The organism is Streptomyces sp. NPDC090741, from assembly GCF_044769045.1.
Lineage (GTDB): Bacteria > Actinomycetota > Actinomycetes > Streptomycetales > Streptomycetaceae > Streptomyces.
Window position 1 is genome coordinate 192,114 of sequence record NZ_JBIVXF010000003.1, and the last position, 16,004, is coordinate 208,117.

Sequence of the window (16,004 nt, forward strand, 5' to 3'; positions counted from 1 at the left end):
TCACAGTCCGGCCGACCGGCCGCTGGTGATGCGGCTCCACAGGGAACGCGTCGCGCCGAAGCCGCTCTCGTGCACCCAGACGTGGGTGCAGGACGGGCACTGCAGGTGCAGCAGGCTGCCGGTGTTGGTGAGCAGGTAGCGCCAGTGCGCGGAGCACGTGCGCTGCTCCTCGCAGGGCGCACAGCCGCGGGCGTCGTCGCAGCCCGGGCAGGCCACCCAGGCGCGTCGCCCGGGGTCCGCCTGCGGGTCAAGCGGCAGCATGGCCGTCCCCGCGCGGGGCGAGCACGCCGGCGGCGACCAGGCCGTCGTAGACGCGCTGCTGCTCGGCGTCGAGGCCGGAGTACAGCAGGTCGTACGCCGCCTCCTCACCGCGCAGAACCTCGATCGGGTCCCAGTCGGGGCCGAGGGCGGCCATGACCTGGGCCCGCCGGAGGACCTCCTGAGCGGTGAGGTCGACGGTGAAGTCGACCAGCTCGGGGGTGCCCGGTTCGGTGGGGGGTGTGGGATGGTGTGGGGCCATACGTCAGAACTTAGGTATGCCTTCCTTCCCGTGGCAAGAGGGGGTGGGAGATGTCACAGCCGGCCGTTCGGCGGGGGTCACCGTTCCCTTTGCCGGTTCGGCAACAGATTTTGCCGAGCGGCTGGGCGGGCCACACCCTCGGCGGTATGGACAACGCAAGGGACAACACGCTGACGAGCTCTTTCGACGTGGTGGTCGTGGGCGGCGGGACCGCCGGACTCGCGGGGGCGCTGACCCTGGCCCGGGCCCGCCGTTCGCTGCTGGTGCTGGATTCCGGCAGCCCGCGCAACGCTCCCGCCGCTCACCTGCACGGCTACCTGGGCCGGGACGGGGCGAGTCCTGCGGAGCTGCTGGCCGTGGGGCGGGCCGAGGTCACCGGGTACGGGGGCGAGATCCGTTCCGGGGCGGCCGGCACCGCGCTCGCCGCCGACCGGCTGCCCGGCGGCGGCTTCCTCGTGCGGTGCGCCGACGGGTCCGCGGTCCGGGCCGGCCGGCTGCTGATCGCCACCGGGCTGGTGGACGAGCTGCCGGAGCTGCCGGGGCTCCGGGAGCGCTGGGGGCGGGACGTGCTGCACTGCCCGTACTGCCACGGCTGGGAGGTCCGCGACGAGCCGGTCGCGGTGCTGGCCACCGGCCCGCTCGCCGTGCACCAGGCGCAGATGTGGCGGAACTGGACCGACCGCGTGACCCTGCTGACCCACACCCGGCGGCTCACCGACGAGGAGCGGGAGCTGCTGTCCGCACTCGGTGTCGCGGTGGCGGAGGGCGAGGTGACCGGCCTCGACATCGCCGACGACCGGCTGGCCGGGGTGGTCCTGGCCGGTGGCGCGGCCGTGGCGTGCACGGCGCTCGTGGTGGCCCCGAGGTTCACCGCCCGCGCCGGGGTTGCGGCCGGCCTCGGGCTGCCCGTCGCCACCGTGGAGCGGGCCGGAGCGGCGATCGGCACCTGTCTGGAGGCCGATCCGGTGAGCGGGGCCACCGCGCTGCGCGGCGTCTGGGCCGCCGGGAACGTGGCCGGCCCCATGGAGCAGCTGGCCGGGGCGGCCGCGGCCGGGGTCCGCGCGGCCGTGGCGATCAACACCGACCTGATCGAGGAGGAGGGCCGGCGGGCCCTCGAAGCCCACCGCGCCGCCCGGGGGAGCGCGGGCGGGGCGTAGCCCGTCGGACAGGTGTGCGGGTTTCGGTCAGGGCGGGCCCGTGCAGGCTCTGAGCAGTCTGATCTTCGTACCGTTCATCGGCTCAGAGGCTCGGGGGGCTTGCAATGGCACATGTGCTGGTCATCGGCGGAGGTGTCGGAGGGCTGGCGACCGCGCTGCTCGCGGCGCGGTACGGACACACCGCCGAACTGTTCGAGCGCGATACGCGCGCACCCGGTGCCGCGCTCGACCGGGACTTCTTCGGATGGCACCGGCCGGGCGTCCCGCAGGCCGCGCAGCCGCACGCCCTGCTCGGCGCGGCCCGTACCGTCCTGCGGCAGGAACTGCCCGACGTCCACGCGGAGATGCTGCGGCTCGGGGCCCGCGAGCGGCACGAGCTGGACTGGTTCGACGTACGCCCGCCGGAGCGGCCCGGCGACGAGGACCTGGTGATGCTCCAGGCCCGGCGCATCGTGCTGGAGAGTGCTCTGGCCACCGCGCTGCGCGCGGAACCGGGGGCCGTCATGCACCACGGGGAGCCGGTGACCGGGCTGCTGGCCGAGCCGAGGGGCTCCGCCGTACGCGTGCGGGGCGTGACCACGCAGGCCGGTGCGTACGCGGGGGACCTCGTCGTGGACGCGGGCGGGCGGCGCGGCGGCGTCGAGCGACTGCTGCCCGCGGCGGGCTGCCGGCCGGCCGTCGTGGAACGGCACCGCACGGGGCTGGCGTACTTCTGCCGCTGGTACCGGCTGCCAGAGGGGATGGAGGAGGGGCCGCGCCGGCCCTGGGCGGTGACCGGCGGCGCCTTCGCCGGGTGCGCCGTCTTCCCGGCCGACAACCGGCTGTTCGCCGTGACCCTGTTCGTCCACACCCAGGACACCACTCGCTCCGCGCTGCGCGATCCCGCCGTGTTCGAGGCCGCCGCGCGCGCCTTTCCGCCGGGTGCGGCCTGGCTGGAGCTGGGCGCCGAACCGCTGTCGGGCGTACTGGCCACGGCGAGCCTGGACAACCGGTGGAGCGCGCTGGTCGACGAGCGGGGGCCGGTGGCGACCGGACTGGTGCCGGTCGGGGACGCGATCGCGCACACCAACCCGACGCTGGGGCAGGGCACCTCGCTGGCGCTGTGGGCCGCGAGCCGGGTGGCCCGTACGGCGCACCAGGACGCGGGGTCGGTGCGGTTCGCCGCTGCGTACCACGCGTGGGCCGTGCGGACCCTGAAGCCGTGGTTCGACTTCCAGGTGGCGGCGGACGCGGCCATCGGCGAGCGGTTCGCGACGCGGGCCGGGCGGCGGACGGACTCGGCGCGCGTGGTGGCCGCGCTGTTCGAGTGCGCGCTGGAGGACCCCGAGGTGATGCGGGCCCGGGCGCGGGTGCGGCACCTGGCCGAGCCGCCGGAGCGGGCGTACGCGGACCCGCAGGTGCGAGCCCGGGTGGAGCGCTGGCTGGCGGCCCGGCCCGGGTACGCGCCGCACGCGGTGGGGCCGGACCGGGAGGAGTGGGAGAGGCTGATCTACGACCCGGCGGTCGGGCCGAGGACATCGGCGAGGTCGTAGCCGACGACCTCTTCGAGCTGGGCGTACGTACAGCTCTGCGGTTCGCGGTCGGGCCGCCAGCGGCGGAACTGGGCCGTGTGCCGGAAGCGGTCGCCCTCCATGTGGTCGTAGGCGACCTCGCAGACGCGCTCGGGGCGCAGCGGCACCCAGGAGAGGTCCTTCTTGCCGGTCCAGCGGCTCTGCGCGCCGGGCAGCCGGGCGCTCTCGTGCGCGGACTCCTCGGCCCAGGCGGCCCAGGGGTGCCCGGTGGTGTCGTCCATCCGCAGCGGTGCGAGCTCGTCCACCAGCTCGGCGCGGCGCTTCATCGGGAAGGCGGCGCAGACCCCCACGTGCTGGAGGGCGCCGTGGGCGTCGTACAGGCCCAGGAGCAGCGATCCGACAATCGGACCGCTCTTGTGGAAACGGAAACCCGCGATGACGAGGTCGGCCGTACGCTCGTGCTTGATCTTGAACATGAGACGGGCATCGGGCCGGTAGGGGAGATCGAGCGGTTTGGCGACCACCCCGTCGAGCCCGGCGCCCTCGAACCGCTCGAACCACTCCTGCGCGAGCGCGGGGTCGGTGGTCGCGGGCGCGAGGTGAACGGGGGGCCGAGCGGTGGACAGGGCTTCGGTGAGGGCGTTGCGGCGGTCGGCGAGCGGGGTGTCGAGGAGCCCCTCGTCGCCGAGCGCGAGCAGATCGAAGGCGACGAAGCTGGCGGGGGTCGTCCGCGCCAGCATGTCGACACGGGACTGCGCGGGATGGATCCGCTCGGTCAGCCGGTCGAAGTCCAGCCGCCCGCCGTGAACGATGACGATCTCACCGTCCACCACGCAGCGGGCCGGCAGGTTGTCCTTCAGCGCGGTCACCAGCTCGGGAAAGTACCGGGTCAGGGTCTTGCCGGTGCGGCTGCCGATCTCCACCTCGTCGCCGTCGCGGTGCACGATGGCCCGGAAGCCGTCCCATTTGGCCTCGTACTGCATGCCCGGTGGGATCTTGGCCACCGACTTGGCGAGCATCGGCTTCACGGGCGGCATCACGGGCAGATCCATGTCTTAGATTCTGCGGTGGTACGTCCCTGCCCGCCCGGTATGCGCACCAGGCGGGGGCCGCCTACCGTGGCGCACATGGGTGCATCCGGTAATGCCATCGAGCTGGACGCGGGCGGGCGCACCGTGCGGCTGTCCAGCCCGGACAAGGTCTACTTCCCCGAGCGGGGCCTGACGAAGCTGGACGTGGCGCAGTACTACCTGTCGGTGGCCGACGGGATCACGCGCGCCCTGCGCAACCGGCCCACCACCCTGGAGCGCTACCCCGAAGGGGTGGAGGGCGAGTCCTTCTTCCAGAAGCGGGCCCCGAAGAACCTGCCCGACTGGATCCCGACCGCCCACATCGAGTTCCCCAGCGGGCGGACGGCCGACGAGATCTGCCCGACCGAGCCGGCCGCCGTGCTGTGGGCCGCCAACCTGGGCTGCCTCACCTTCCACCCCTGGCCGGTGCGGCGCGAGGACACCGACCGTCCCGACGAACTGCGCATCGACCTGGACCCGCAGCCGGGCACCGACTACCACCACGCGGTGATCTGCGCCCACGAACTGCGCGACGTACTGGAGGACCTGGGCCTGCGCGGCTGGCCCAAGACCTCCGGCGGGCGCGGTCTGCACGTCTTCGTCCCGATCGAACCGCGCTGGACCTTCACCGAGGTCCGGCGCTGCGCGATCGCGATCGGCCGCGAGCTGGAACAGCGGATGCCCGGCAAGGTGACCACGGCGTGGTGGAAGGAGGAGCGCGGCGAGCGGATCTTCGTCGACTACAACCAGACCGCCCGCGACCGCACGATCGCCTCCGCGTACTCCGTACGCCCGCGCCCGCACGCCCCCGTCTCGGCCCCACTGCGCTGGGACGAGATCGACTCGGCCGAGCCCCGCGACTTCGACATCACCACGATGCCGGCGCGCTACGCCGAGCTCGGCGACCTGCACGCGGACATGGACGACCACGCCTTCACCCTGGATGCGGCCCTGGAACTGGCCGAGCGCCACGAACACGACCACGGCCTCGGCGACATGCCCTACCCGCCGGACTACCCGAAGATGCCGGGCGAACCCAAGCGCGTCCAGCCGAGCCGGGCGAAGCACGAGGACTGAGCGTGCTGTCGGTGGCGGGTGCCATGCTCGTAGGGAGGACGGAAGGAGTACGGGTCATGCTCACGACGGACTACACGGGCGGCTCACCGAACTGGGTCGACCTCGGCACGCCCGACCTCGACGGCGCGGCCGGGTTCTACACCGGACTGTTCGGCTGGGACTACCGGCCGGGCGGCGAGGAAGCCGGCGGATACGCGATGTTCCAGCTCGACGGCGAGACGGTGGCCGGCGGCATGGCCGTCGCGCCGGAGGAGGTCCGATCGGCCTGGACGCTGTACTTCCAGAGCCCCGACGCGGACGCCACGGCGGCTGCCGTGGTCAAGGCGGGCGGCACGGTGGCGGTCGAACCCCGGGACGTCATGGGCCTCGGCCGGATGGCGATCTTCGCCGACCCGGCGGGGGTCACGTTCTCGGTCTGGCAGCCCGGCAGGATCGAAGGCCTCGGCGCGGTGACCGACGTCGGCACCCTGTGCTGGACCGAGCTGTACACGGGTGATGTGCCGGCGGCCGCCGCCTTCTACGGCTCGGTCTTCGGGTGGGAGATCAGCGAGATGCCGTTCGAGGGCGGCTCGTACACGGTGGTCAAGGCGGCGGGCGCGTCCGACGAGGCGGCCTTCGGCGGCCTGGTCCCGATCGGGGCCGACCCGGTGGAGGACGCCGAACGCCCCTACTGGACCCCGTACTTCGAGGTCGCCGACTGCGACGTGACGGCGGCCAGGGCGGAGGAGTCGGGCGGCAAGGTCCGGCTGTCGCCGGTGTCCATGGAGGGCGTGGGCCGCTTCGCGAAGCTGGCGGACCCCTACGGCGCGCGGTTCGCGGTCATCGCCAGCGCCCCCGCGCCCGGGGCGTGAGAGCGCGCGGCCGGCAGCGAAGCGGTGTTGATCAGGCGTTGATCGGACGTCCATCGGCGGCGATGAGTATCTCCGGCATGTCGATGAACACCGCCACCACCACCGCAGCACCCGCCTGGTACGACCTCGCCCTGTGCGCCCAGACCGGCCCGGGCTTCTTCTTCCCGGAGCCCGGCTCGTCCCTGCGGGACGCGAAGCGGCTGTGCGGGGCCTGCGAGGGCCGCGCGGCATGCCTGGAGTACGCCCTGGCCAACGACGAGCGATTCGGCGTCTGGGGCGGCCTCTCGGAGTCGGAGCGCCTCGCCCTGCGCCCGCGCGGCTGACAGGGCCCGACCCGCCGGGCAGTGCCCGACACCGCCGGGGCAGCGCGAAACCCTGGCAGGGCGGGCCCGTGCCAGGGTTTCGAGGCGCTCTGGGGCGCTCTGGGGCGCCTCTGCGGCGGTCAGGCCTTGCGGGCCGCGATACGCGCCGCGCGGGCGGCCAGGCGCTCGTCGAACTTGCGGGCCTCGGAGTCCAGGCCGTTCATGAAGAGCCCGAGCTCCTCCTGGGCCTTCTGGCCCTCCGGGCCGAGACCGTCGATGTCCATGATCTTCAGGAAGCGGATCACCGGGCTCAGCACGTCGTCGTGGTGGATCCGCAGGTTGTAGACCTCGCCGATCGCCATCTGCGCGGCCATGCGCTCGAAGCCGGGCATGCCGTGCCCGGGCATCCGGAAGTTGACCACGACGTCCCGCACGGCCTGCATCGTCAGGTCCGGGGCGATCTCGAAGGCCGCGCCCAGCAGGTTGCGGTAGAAGATCATGTGCAGGTTCTCGTCCTGCGCGATACGGGCCAGCATCCGGTCGCAGACCGGGTCACCGGACTGGTGGCCGGTGTTGCGGTGCGAGATGCGGGTCGCGAGCTCCTGGAAGGCCACGTACGCCACCGAGTGCAGCATCGAGTGCCGGTTGTCGGACTCGAAGCCCTCCGACATGTGCTGCATGCGGAACGCTTCCAGCTTGTCCGGGTCCACGGCGCGCGAGGCCAGCAGGTAGTCGCGCATCACGATGCCGTGGCGGCCCTCCTCGGCCGTCCAGCGGTGCACCCAGGTGCCCCAGGCGCCGTTGCGGCCGAAGAGCGTGGCGATCTCGTGGTGGTAGCTGGGGAGGTTGTCCTCGGTCAGCAGGTTCACGACCAGCGCGATCTTGCCGATGTCGGTGACCTTGGACTGCTCCGGCTCCCACGCCTCGCCGTCCTCGAAGAAGCCCGGGAAGTTCCGGCCGTCGCTCCACGGGACGTACTCGTGGGGCATCCAGTCCTTGGTGACCTTCAGATGGCGGTTGAGTTCCTTCTCGACCACCTCTTCCAGCGCGTACAGCAGCTTGGCGTCGGTCCACGCCTCCGAGCTGCCGAGGTGGGGAGAGGTGATTGTCACGGGTGCTCCTGAGGACAAAGCGAAATACCTACGGTTCCGTAGCCTACGAATCCGTAGGTTAAGCGGAGCGTGAGGACCAGCCAAGCCCCAGGCGTTCATATGACCGGTTACATCCCGTTATCTGTGCAGTTTGAGGGCGCGCGGGAAGGACCCGCCCGAGCGAAAGTCGCCCCGGCAGGTGGCCCGCGACACCCGCCTTGACGGCGAGCATCGCGGCTGCGGAGTCACTCGTGCCAGAGGGCCTCGCGCACCTCCTCGGCCGTGGTCGGCTTCAGCTCGCCGTCGAGCAGCAGCCACCGGGTGATCCCGATCGACTCCAGGAACGGCACGTCGTGGCTGGCCACCAGCAGTGCGCCTTCGTACGACCCCAGCGCGTCCGTGAGCTGCCGTACGCTCGCCAGGTCCAGGTTGTTCGTCGGCTCGTCCAGCATCAGCAGCTGCGGAGCCGGCTCCGCCAGCAGCAGTGCCGCCAGCGCCGCCCGGAACCGCTCGCCGCCCGACAGGGTGCCGGCCGGCCGGTCCGCCCGGGCGCCCCGGAACAGGAAGTGCGCGAGCCGCGCCCGGATCAGGTTGTTCGAGGCCTGCGGGGCGAAGCGGGCCACGTTCTCCACCACCGACCGGCTCTCGTCGAGCACGTCCAGCCGCTGCGGCAGGAACCGCGTCGGCACATGCGTGATCGCCTCACCGGACGCCGGGGCGAGCGCGCCCGCGATCGTGCGCAGCAGGGTCGTCTTGCCGCTGCCGTTGCGGCCCACGAGCGCGATCCGCTCCGGACCGCGCAGCTCCCACTCGCCCTCGGCCCGGGCCCCGTGCGCCAGGTGCACGTTGCTCAGGGTCAGGACCCGGCGCCCCGGCGGGACCTGGGTGGCGGGCAGCTCGATCCGGATCTCGTCGTCGTCCCGGACCGCCTCCGCCGCCTGGTCCAGCCGCTCCTTCGCCTGCGCCAGCTTCTCGGTGTGCAGGATGCGGTGCTTGCCGGCCGACTCCTGCGCCGCGCGCTTGCGGGCGCCCATGACGATCTTCGGCTCGCGCTTCGTGTCGTACATCTTCTGGCCGTACCGCTTGCGCCGCGCCAACTTCAGGTGAGCGTCGGACAGTTCCCGCTTCTGCCGCTGCACGTCGGCCTCCGCGACCCGGACCATTCGCTCGGCCGCGTCCTGCTCGGCGGCGAGCTGCTCCTCGTACGCCGTGAAGTTCCCTCCGTACCAGCGGACTTCGCCGTCGTGCAGGTCGGCGATCTGGTCGACCCGCTCCAGCAGCTCCCGGTCGTGGCTGACCAGCAGCAGCACCCCGGACCAGGACTCGACCGCCGCGTACAGCCGGCGCCGGGCCCGCAGGTCCAGGTTGTTCGTCGGCTCGTCCAGCAGCAGGACGTCGGGGCGGGCGAGCAGCAGGGCGGCGAGGCGCAGCAACACGCATTCGCCGCCCGACAGTTCACCGACCGTACGGTCCAGGCCGATCCGGGCGAGCCCGAGCTGGTCGAGGGTGGCCAGGGCCCGTTCCTCGACGTCCCAGTCGTCGCCGACCGCGGCGAAGTTCGCCTCGGTGGCCTCGCCCGCCTCGATGGCGTGCAGGGCGGCACGGACGGTGTGGATGCCGAGCGCCTCGTCCACGCGCAGGGCGGTGTCGAGGGTGACGTTCTGCGGGAGGTGGCCGACCGTGCCGGCAACGGACAACTGGCCTTCGGACGGCGTCAGTTCACCCGCGATGAGCTTCAGCAGGGTGGACTTCCCGCAACCGTTGAGCCCGATCAGGCCGGTACGGCCGGGGCCGACGGCCAGCTGGAAGTCCTCGAAGGCGGGAGTGCCGTCGGGCCAGTCGAAGGACAGGGCGGAGCAGGTGATGAATGCAGGGGTATGGCTCATGGAGGCCTCCAGGTTGCGTGAGTGGTACGTGCAACGCGGGGAGACAGCCGACGGTGGGATCCGGTGGCGGATCGGTGGGATCGGTCGGTGTCTCGAACCTCAGAAGAGCAATGTCCTGCTCCGTTTCGACGGCAGTGGGGCGTCGACGAAGCTACGGGCGGCCGGAGCCGCCCGCAATCGAATTAACCGCGGGAGGGGGCGGGGCCGGGTCTCAGTGCGGGTCGCGCATCAGCTCGGCCAGGCTGTGGTCCATGTCGAGGTACAGGTGCTCCAGACCCGGCGGCACGACCGCCGCGGCCCGCTCCAGGAACCGGTGCAGCTCGGCCGTCAGCATCAGCACGATCGCCACGCCCTCGGGGGCGTGGAACTCGATCGTGGTCCGGTCGATGTCGTACGGCCGCACCCGCACGTCGCCGCACCCCGTCGGGCGGTCCAGCCCCGATTCGAGGAGCTCGCGGGCGAACGTCCACGAAACCTCGATGCCTTCCAGGGTGGCCGGAGCGGGGAAGGCCATGCGCACGGCGAAGGGATCGGCACGGTCGTAGCAGAGCGTGACGGGTACGGTCTCGACCTTCGGGGCGGTGGCGACCAGACGGGCCTGCACGGCCTGCTCGATAACAGTGATCAAGGCTCGCTCCCTTGCGGCGGATCTGCTGCCGGGCGTGGGGTGAAGCCCGACAACCGGATAGACGCCGGAATCGGCAAATCCGTGCATGCGAACTGACGTGAGCTGTGTCACCGATTGGCTGGAACGCGTCCGTTTGATCGCACAGAGTGACGGGGGGAGGGGCGCGGGTGAAGGGGCCTCAGTCGCTGCCGCACGCCCCGGAGTGGTCGCAGAACGGCTGGTTCCCGCTCACTCCACAGGCGCAAAGCATCGCCCTGGTCTCGCGTCGGACGGTCCCTTCGGGGGTCGTCACGCGCAGATCGCCGCGCATCACGAGCTGGCCGGCGGGCGACCGTACGACCGTGGTCGGCCGGTCCGGCTCCTCGGCCGGCCCGTCGTCGGCGAGCCGGTACTGGAGCGCACCCGAGGGGCACCGGCGGATCACCTCGGCGACCCGCTCCGGCTCGGCGCCGTCCGGCTGCACCCACGGACGCTTCCCCGAGTCGAACACCTCGGGGAGGCCGCGCACGCATTCGGCGGCGTGCAGGCACCGCCCGGTGTCGTAGGTGACGGTGATGCGCTTGCCGTCGTAGGCCTTGGGTTCCTTGGATGGCATGGCCTCAGCGTAGGAACGCGGCGGCACGGACGCACCCTGGACGCCGAATCCGGTCTGCATTAGCTTCCGGCGCCATGAGACTTCTTGGAGTTGGCATGTGCGCGGCGGCTCTGGCGGTGGGTCTGCTGGCCGCCCCGGCGCACGCGGAGAACCTGGACGACGTGCAGGGCTTACGGGACGGGCGCGCGGGCTGGGCGCTGAAGGACACCGGCAAGGACGCCCGGTTCCGCGGGCTGGCGGCGGTCAGCCGCTCCACGGCCTGGGTGGCCGGCTCCAAGGGCACGGTGCTGCGCACGGTGGACGGCGGCCGCAGCTGGCGTGACGTCTCACCGCCGGGCGCGGTCGCGGAGGGCCTGGAGCTGCGCGACATCGAGGCCTTCGACGCGCGGCGCGCGGTGGCCCTGTCCATCGGGGAGGGCGAAGCCTCGCGGGTGCTGCGCACCGAGGACGGCGGCGCCACCTGGACCGAGGCCTTCCGCAACCCCGACCCGCGGGCCTTCTACGACTGCCTCACCTTCTTCGACTCCCGCCACGGGCTGGCCATGAGCGACCCGGTGGACGGCAAGTTCCGGGTCCTGTCGACGGACGACGGCGGCCGCAACTGGGCGGTGCTGCCGAGCACGGGGATGCCCGACGCCCTGCCGGGCGAGGCGGGCTTCGCGGCCAGTGGCCAGTGCCTGGTGAACGCCGGGTCGCGCGACGTATGGCTGGCCACGGGCGGCGGCGCGGTCGCCCGGATCCTGCACTCGGCGGACCGCGGCCGCACCTGGCGGGTCGCCGAGTCGGGCATCCCGGCGGGAGACCCGGCCAAGGGGGTCTTCGCCCTGGCCTTCCGCGACCGTACGACGGGCCTCGCGGTCGGCGGCGACTACCGCACCGGCGAGGCCTCCCCGCAGGCAGCCGCGGTATCGGCGGACGCGGGTCGCACCTGGCACCCGGCTTCGACCCCGCCACCCGCCTACCGCTCGGGCGCGGCCTGGCTCCCGCACCTGCGCTCCGCGGCCCTGGCGGTGGGCCCGACGGGCACGGACGTGACGACGGACGGGGGCAGGACGTGGCGGGCATTGGCCGAGGGCTCGTTCGACACGGTCGACTGCGCGGGTGACGGCGGCTGCTGGGCGGCGGGGGAGAAGGGGAGGGTGGGGAGGCTGGAGGGGGTTTGAGGGGAGGCCGAGTAATTGGGGTCGGGCGAGGCCGGTCGGGGCTTCGGGGGCGGGTCCATGTGCTCGGGGCCGGTCGGGGTTTCGGGGGTCGGGCCCCTGTCGTTCGGGGTCGGGAGGGGCGGTCGGGGTTTCGGGGGTCGGGGCCCTGTCGTTCGGGGTCGGTGGTGTGTCCGGGGGCGTCCCGTCAGTCCACTGTCCTTCCGTGTCGGGTCGGTCCGTCAAGGGCGCTCACTTCGTTCGCGTCGCTTCGCGATGGCCTTCGGCCACCCTTGACCGACCGCCCCGCCCCGGAATGCCATAAGACTGCCGGGAAGCCCCCGAAGGAATGGCCGGGAGGTCAACCGACCAGGAGCGGCCGAGTCACAGATGCCGACCAGGACCTCCCTGTCCATCCGCACCCAGCCCACCAGGACCACAAAGCCCAGCCGGTGACGGGGCGCGGGGAGGGCCAACCTGCACCAGACAGCGATGAGATGACGATGTAGCCCCCGGGACGCGTCAGATCGCTACGCGCTCCTCATTTCTCAGCGTCCGACGACCGTCTGGGGCTGGGCGCGGTTGGTCTGCGGCCGAACGGGTCGACGACGGGGGCCGACGACGTTGCGGCCGGGTCATTGCAGCGGAGCGTCATAGGGTGGCCGTCGCTCGCAGGCGACGGAAGAAACGGACGTTCATGGCGTACGAACTACGGGACCGCGCGATCTTTGGTGCCACGTCCGCAACCACCGCCACCCACGACATCGGCCTGCTCGTGCTCCGGCTCGTCGTCGGCCTCACCATGGTCGGCCACGGCACGCAGAAGCTCTTCGGTTGGTTCAGCGGCCCCGGTTTCACCGCAACCGGCAAGGGTTTCTCGATGAGCGGCTACCCCGCCGGGAAGGCCATGGCCGCCATCGCCGGTCTCTCCGAGACCCTGGGTGGCCTGGGTCTCGCCCTCGGCCTGCTCACTCCGCTCGTCGGCGCGGCCTTGACCGGCACCTTCATCAACATCCTGGCAGTTCGGGGCTTGAGCGCCTTCTTCGCCCCCAAGGGTGTGGAACTCGAGTCCGTGCTCTTCGCCGCGGTCATCGCCCTCACCCTCACCGGGCCGGGCCGCTTCTCCGTCGACCACTTCCTCCCCGTCCTGCGCGAGTCGAGACCCCGCTACTCCGTTCTCGGACTGGCGCTGGGAGCCGTAGTGGGATTCGTCGTCCTTCTCATCCGTGACTGACCCACCTCCGTCCCGCCCGCTCGCCAAAACACCCCGAACGACCCGCAGTCGCGTCGTCGCGGAGTTCGTCCCGGTCGTGGGCGGCCTATGTCCAGCCCCGGACGGTCGTCGGACGCTGAGAAATGAGGAGCGCGTAGCGATCTGACGCGTCCTGGGGGCTGCATCGTCATCTCATCGCTGTCTGGTGCAGGTTGGCTCTCCCCGGGCCCCCGTCACCGGCTGGGCTTGGTGGTCCTGGTGGGCGGGGTGCGGATGGACAGGGGCGGGAGATCAGGATCTCTGACTCGGCCGCTCCTGGTCGGTTGACCTCCCGGCCATTCCTTCGGGGGCTTCCCGGCAGTCTTATGGCATTCCGGGGCGGGGCGGTCGGTCAAGGGTGGCCGAAGGCCATCGCGAAGCGACGCGAACGAAGTGAGCGCCCTTGACGGACCGACCCGACACGGAAGGACAGTGGACTGACGGGACGCCCCCGGACACACCACCGACCCCGAACGACAGGGCCCCGACCCCCGAAACCCCGACCGGCCCGCCCGACCCCGAAAAGACGGCCCCCGCCCCCGAAGCCCCCCACCCCACCCCTACGCCCCCGGGTTCTCCCGTACCGTCGCCAGGTCCGACGACGTCTTCGTCGCGATGAACTCCGTGATGCGGTACTCGCAGACGCCGGCCACGGTGAAGGGGTCCTCTGCCGCGATGCGCTCGACTTCCGCGCGGGAGACGCCCGCGGCGAGAATGATCCCGCCCTCGCGCGGGACCTTGCGGCCCGAGGCGAGGAAGACGCCCGAGGCGTAGTAGCCGTCCAGCCACGCGATGTGGGCGTCCAGCTCGTCTTCGACGGCCTCGATGGGTGCGGTGTAGGTGAGCTCCATGACGAACATGATCGTCAGGCTACTCTCGCACCATCATGACGAGTGTGAAGATCCCCGCCGGTGAGGCCGAGGCCCGGGCGATACAGGACGAACTGCGTAAGAGTGTGGTGCTCGACGAGGCCGGCCCGCCGCCCGGGCGCGGGCTGGTCGCTGGCGTGGACGTCGCCTACGACGACGAGCGCGACCTGGTCGCCGCCGCGGCAGTCGTCCTCGACGCCGCCACGCTGGAGGTCGTCGAGCAGGCGACCGCCGTCGGGCACGTCAGCTTCCCGTACGTGCCCGGGCTCCTCGCCTTCCGGGAGCTGCCCACCGTGCTGGCCGCGCTCGACTCCCTCACCGCCGCCCCCGACCTGGTCGTCTGCGACGGCTACGGGCTCGCCCACCCCCGCGGCTTCGGCCTCGCCTGCCACCTCGGGGTCGTCACCGGACTGCCGAGCATGGGCGTCGCGAAGAACCCCTTCACGTTCACGTACGAGGAGCCGGGGGACCGGCGCGGCGACGCGGCCCCGCTGGTCGCGGCCGACGGCGTCGTCGTCGGGCGGGCGCTGCGCACGCAGGACGGGATCAAGCCGGTGTACGTCTCCGTGGGCCACCGGATCTCGCTCGACACCGCCTGCGCCCACGCCCTCGCGCTGAGCCCGCGCTTCCGGATCCCCGAGTCCACCCGGCACGCCGACTCCCTCTGCCGACGCGCCCTGCGCGAAGCCTCCTGACCACCGGCCGGTTCAGCGAGCCGAGGCCACCCGGAACCGGATCCCCGCCTTCTGGAGCCGGTCCAGCAGAGCGTCGCCCATCGCCACCGCCGTGGTGAGCTGGCCGGCCCGCTCCGGCAGGGCGTCGTACGCGAGGCACAGCGCCGACTCCGCCAGCATCTTGGCGGTCTCCCCGTAGCCCGGGTCGCCGCCCGAGACCTCGGTGAACACCCGGCTGCCACCGCCCTCGCCCACGAAGCGGACCGTGAACCAGCTGCGCGCCCGCCGCTCCGCGTCCGGGCCCTGGCCCGCCTCCCAGCGGCTCATCAGCCACCGCCGCGCCGCCGGGAGCTGAGCCAGGGCCACCGCTCCGCCGACCGCCGCCGCACCGCCCACGGCTACCGGCAGGTGCTTCACCGAGGCGTACTGCCGATAGCGGAAGTCCGGCCCGTACCGCTCCAGCGCGGCTGCCGAGCGGGTCACGACGCGGTGGTCCAGGGTCGGCAGCGGCAGCGCCCACGTGCCGGTCTCCCGGCTGAACCGCGGCGCGCCCAGGGGGCTTCGTACGCGGCGCCCCGGCAGTCGGGGCTCGTGGAGGCGGCGCTCCTGCGCCGCGGCCAGGGTCTGCGGTCCGCGGCCCATGGCGGTCAGGGCGGAGGCCAGGGTTCCGCCGGAGAAGGTCGCATTGGAGCGCATGAACCCGTCCACCCGGAGCGGGACGCCCTCCGGCAGCTGCCCCACCGTGAAGTACGCGCCGAGGTCGGCCGGGATCGAGTCGAAGCCGCAGGCGTGCACGAGCCGCGCGCCGGTCTCCCGGGCCCGGGCGTCGTGCTCGACGTACATCCGGTCCACGAACTCCGGCTCGCCGGTGAGGTCCACGTAGTCCGTGCCCGCCGCGGCGCAGGCGGCGACCAGCTCCGCTCCGTACAGGACGTACGGTCCGACGGTCGTGGCCAGGACCCGGGTGGAGGCGGCCAGTTCCCGTACGGCCCGCGCGTCCCCGGCGTCCGCGCGCAGCAGGGGCAGCGACGCGCAGCCGGGGTCGAGCAGGGTCAGCCGCTCGCGCAGCCGCTCCAGCTTCCCGAGGTCGCGCCCCGCGAGGGCCCACCGGCAGTCGGCGGGGGCGTGCGCGGCGAGGTACTCGGCGGTCAGGGCCCCGACGAACCCGGTCGCCCCGAAGAGCACCACGTCGTAGGAACGTTCCCGATCCCGATCCCGTTCCCGTTCCCGTTCCCGATCCCGATCCCGGTCCCCGCCCCGTTCGCGCTCCGCAGCCTCGTCAGCCCGCCGAACCTCTTCGTCCATCACGGCTCCTCCCACTCCTGTCGGTGGCTGAGGCTAACCCCCGCGCCCCGTACGCAGAACAGCGCCCCGGGGGCGGC

At 72.5% G+C, this 16,004-nt stretch carries 17 protein-coding genes; 8 read left to right on the forward strand and 9 right to left on the reverse strand.

The features are described from left to right. Together ACIQU4_RS10465 and ACIQU4_RS10470 are read right to left on the reverse strand one after the other, a co-directional pair. Nucleotides 1-261 (reverse strand): hypothetical protein, encoded by a 261-nt coding sequence (locus tag ACIQU4_RS10465; RefSeq protein ID WP_403728014.1) that lies wholly within the window; start codon nt 259-261, stop codon nt 1-3. Then, entirely contained in the window at nt 248-520 is a 273-nt protein-coding gene (locus ACIQU4_RS10470; protein WP_403728015.1) for a DUF6400 family protein, read from the reverse strand. The genes ACIQU4_RS10465 and ACIQU4_RS10470 overlap by 14 nt, the downstream gene beginning before the upstream one ends. A 146-nt stretch (nt 521-666) precedes the next feature. On the opposite strand from ACIQU4_RS10470, the gene ACIQU4_RS10475 reads away from it, so the two are divergent. Continuing rightward, entirely contained in the window at nt 667-1,677 is a 1,011-nt protein-coding gene (locus tag ACIQU4_RS10475) for an NAD(P)/FAD-dependent oxidoreductase (protein ID WP_403728017.1), read from the forward strand. A 104-nt stretch (nt 1,678-1,781) separates the two neighbouring features. Then, nucleotides 1,782-3,209, forward strand: coding sequence for an NAD(P)/FAD-dependent oxidoreductase (locus ACIQU4_RS10480; protein WP_403728019.1), 1,428 nt, complete (start codon nt 1,782-1,784; stop codon nt 3,207-3,209). Here ACIQU4_RS10480 and ACIQU4_RS10485 read toward each other — a convergent pair. Continuing rightward, a complete protein-coding gene (locus ACIQU4_RS10485; RefSeq protein WP_403728021.1) occupies nt 3,167-4,240 on the reverse strand; it encodes an ATP-dependent DNA ligase in 1,074 nt (357 codons plus the stop codon). The two genes, ACIQU4_RS10480 and ACIQU4_RS10485, sit on opposite strands and share 43 nt — an antisense overlap. 75 nt (nt 4,241-4,315) lie before the next feature. On the opposite strand from ACIQU4_RS10485, the gene ligD reads away from it, so the two are divergent. The 3 genes from ligD (at nt 4,316) to ACIQU4_RS10500 (ending at nt 6,509) form a co-directional block, all read left to right on the forward strand. Further along, on the forward strand, nt 4,316-5,335 hold the full coding sequence (ligD, locus tag ACIQU4_RS10490; RefSeq protein WP_030162219.1) for a non-homologous end-joining DNA ligase: 1,020 nt from the start codon (nt 4,316-4,318) through the stop codon (nt 5,333-5,335). Between the two features lie 56 nt (nt 5,336-5,391). Further along, nucleotides 5,392-6,186: a VOC family protein gene (locus tag ACIQU4_RS10495; RefSeq protein WP_403728023.1), complete on the forward strand. Its 795-nt coding sequence runs from the start codon at nt 5,392-5,394 to the stop codon at nt 6,184-6,186. A 77-nt stretch (nt 6,187-6,263) separates the two neighbouring features. After that, the gene (locus ACIQU4_RS10500; RefSeq protein ID WP_030162223.1) at nt 6,264-6,509 is read left to right on the forward strand and encodes a WhiB family transcriptional regulator; all 246 of its coding nucleotides are present in this window, start codon (nt 6,264-6,266) and stop codon (nt 6,507-6,509) included. A gap of 119 nt (nt 6,510-6,628) precedes the next feature. On the opposite strand, the gene ACIQU4_RS10505 is transcribed toward ACIQU4_RS10500, so the two are convergent. The 4 genes from ACIQU4_RS10505 to ACIQU4_RS10520 all read right to left on the reverse strand — a co-directional run bounded on the left by ACIQU4_RS10505 (nt 6,629) and on the right by ACIQU4_RS10520 (nt 10,688). Then, a complete protein-coding gene (locus ACIQU4_RS10505) occupies nt 6,629-7,600 on the reverse strand; it encodes an acyl-ACP desaturase (RefSeq protein WP_403728025.1) in 972 nt (323 codons plus the stop codon). Nucleotides 7,601-7,824: 224 nt separating this feature from the next. Continuing rightward, complete coding sequence (locus ACIQU4_RS10510) at nt 7,825-9,465, reverse strand: ABC-F family ATP-binding cassette domain-containing protein (RefSeq protein WP_403728026.1); 1,641 nt, start codon at nt 9,463-9,465, stop codon at nt 7,825-7,827. A gap of 211 nt (nt 9,466-9,676) precedes the next feature. Then, entirely contained in the window at nt 9,677-10,093 is a 417-nt protein-coding gene (locus ACIQU4_RS10515; RefSeq protein ID WP_403728028.1) for an SsgA family sporulation/cell division regulator, read from the reverse strand. Nucleotides 10,094-10,271: 178 nt separating this feature from the next. Next, a complete protein-coding gene (locus tag ACIQU4_RS10520; RefSeq protein WP_387291416.1) occupies nt 10,272-10,688 on the reverse strand; it encodes a (4Fe-4S)-binding protein in 417 nt (138 codons plus the stop codon). Nucleotides 10,689-10,783: 95 nt separating this feature from the next. Here ACIQU4_RS10520 and ACIQU4_RS10525 point away from each other — a divergent pair, with 95 nt between their 5' ends. Next, nucleotides 10,784-11,851 (forward strand): WD40/YVTN/BNR-like repeat-containing protein, encoded by a 1,068-nt coding sequence (locus ACIQU4_RS10525; protein ID WP_403728029.1) that lies wholly within the window; start codon nt 10,784-10,786, stop codon nt 11,849-11,851. Nucleotides 11,852-12,524: 673 nt separating this feature from the next. Next, complete coding sequence (locus ACIQU4_RS10530) at nt 12,525-13,061, forward strand: DoxX family protein (protein ID WP_403728031.1); 537 nt, start codon at nt 12,525-12,527, stop codon at nt 13,059-13,061. Between the two features lie 578 nt (nt 13,062-13,639). Here the strand turns inward: ACIQU4_RS10530 and ACIQU4_RS10535 are convergent. Continuing rightward, entirely contained in the window at nt 13,640-13,939 is a 300-nt protein-coding gene (locus ACIQU4_RS10535; protein ID WP_403728033.1) for a YciI family protein, read from the reverse strand. A 26-nt stretch (nt 13,940-13,965) separates the two neighbouring features. On the opposite strand from ACIQU4_RS10535, the gene ACIQU4_RS10540 reads away from it, so the two are divergent. Further along, the gene (locus ACIQU4_RS10540) at nt 13,966-14,643 is read left to right on the forward strand and encodes an endonuclease V (protein WP_403728034.1); all 678 of its coding nucleotides are present in this window, start codon (nt 13,966-13,968) and stop codon (nt 14,641-14,643) included. A gap of 12 nt (nt 14,644-14,655) precedes the next feature. On the opposite strand, the gene ACIQU4_RS10545 is transcribed toward ACIQU4_RS10540, so the two are convergent. Then, nucleotides 14,656-15,927, reverse strand: a complete 1,272-nt coding sequence (locus ACIQU4_RS10545) for a saccharopine dehydrogenase family protein (RefSeq protein ID WP_403728036.1) — start codon at nt 15,925-15,927, stop codon at nt 14,656-14,658. Nucleotides 15,928-16,004 lie beyond the last annotated feature (77 nt).

Coding starts and splice junctions, on each gene's coding strand:
- ACIQU4_RS10525 (WP_403728029.1), top strand. CDS start 10,784: ATGTGCGCGGCGGCTCTGGCGGTGGGTCTGCTGGCCGCCCCGGCGCAC.
- ACIQU4_RS10465 (WP_403728014.1), bottom strand. CDS start 261: ATGCTGCCGCTTGACCCGCAGGCGGACCCCGGGCGACGCGCCTGGGTG.
- ACIQU4_RS10470 (WP_403728015.1), bottom strand. CDS start 520: ATGGCCCCACACCATCCCACACCCCCCACCGAACCGGGCACCCCCGAG.
- ACIQU4_RS10545 (WP_403728036.1), bottom strand. CDS start 15,927: ATGGACGAAGAGGTTCGGCGGGCTGACGAGGCTGCGGAGCGCGAACGG.
- ACIQU4_RS10535 (WP_403728033.1), bottom strand. CDS start 13,939: ATGTTCGTCATGGAGCTCACCTACACCGCACCCATCGAGGCCGTCGAA.
- ACIQU4_RS10500 (WP_030162223.1), top strand. CDS start 6,264: ATGTCGATGAACACCGCCACCACCACCGCAGCACCCGCCTGGTACGAC.
- ACIQU4_RS10480 (WP_403728019.1), top strand. CDS start 1,782: ATGGCACATGTGCTGGTCATCGGCGGAGGTGTCGGAGGGCTGGCGACC.
- ligD (WP_030162219.1), top strand. CDS start 4,316: ATGGGTGCATCCGGTAATGCCATCGAGCTGGACGCGGGCGGGCGCACC.
- ACIQU4_RS10495 (WP_403728023.1), top strand. CDS start 5,392: ATGCTCACGACGGACTACACGGGCGGCTCACCGAACTGGGTCGACCTC.
- ACIQU4_RS10540 (WP_403728034.1), top strand. CDS start 13,966: ATGACGAGTGTGAAGATCCCCGCCGGTGAGGCCGAGGCCCGGGCGATA.
- ACIQU4_RS10520 (WP_387291416.1), bottom strand. CDS start 10,688: ATGCCATCCAAGGAACCCAAGGCCTACGACGGCAAGCGCATCACCGTC.
- ACIQU4_RS10510 (WP_403728026.1), bottom strand. CDS start 9,465: ATGAGCCATACCCCTGCATTCATCACCTGCTCCGCCCTGTCCTTCGAC.
- ACIQU4_RS10485 (WP_403728021.1), bottom strand. CDS start 4,240: ATGGATCTGCCCGTGATGCCGCCCGTGAAGCCGATGCTCGCCAAGTCG.
- ACIQU4_RS10530 (WP_403728031.1), top strand. CDS start 12,525: ATGGCGTACGAACTACGGGACCGCGCGATCTTTGGTGCCACGTCCGCA.
- ACIQU4_RS10475 (WP_403728017.1), top strand. CDS start 667: ATGGACAACGCAAGGGACAACACGCTGACGAGCTCTTTCGACGTGGTG.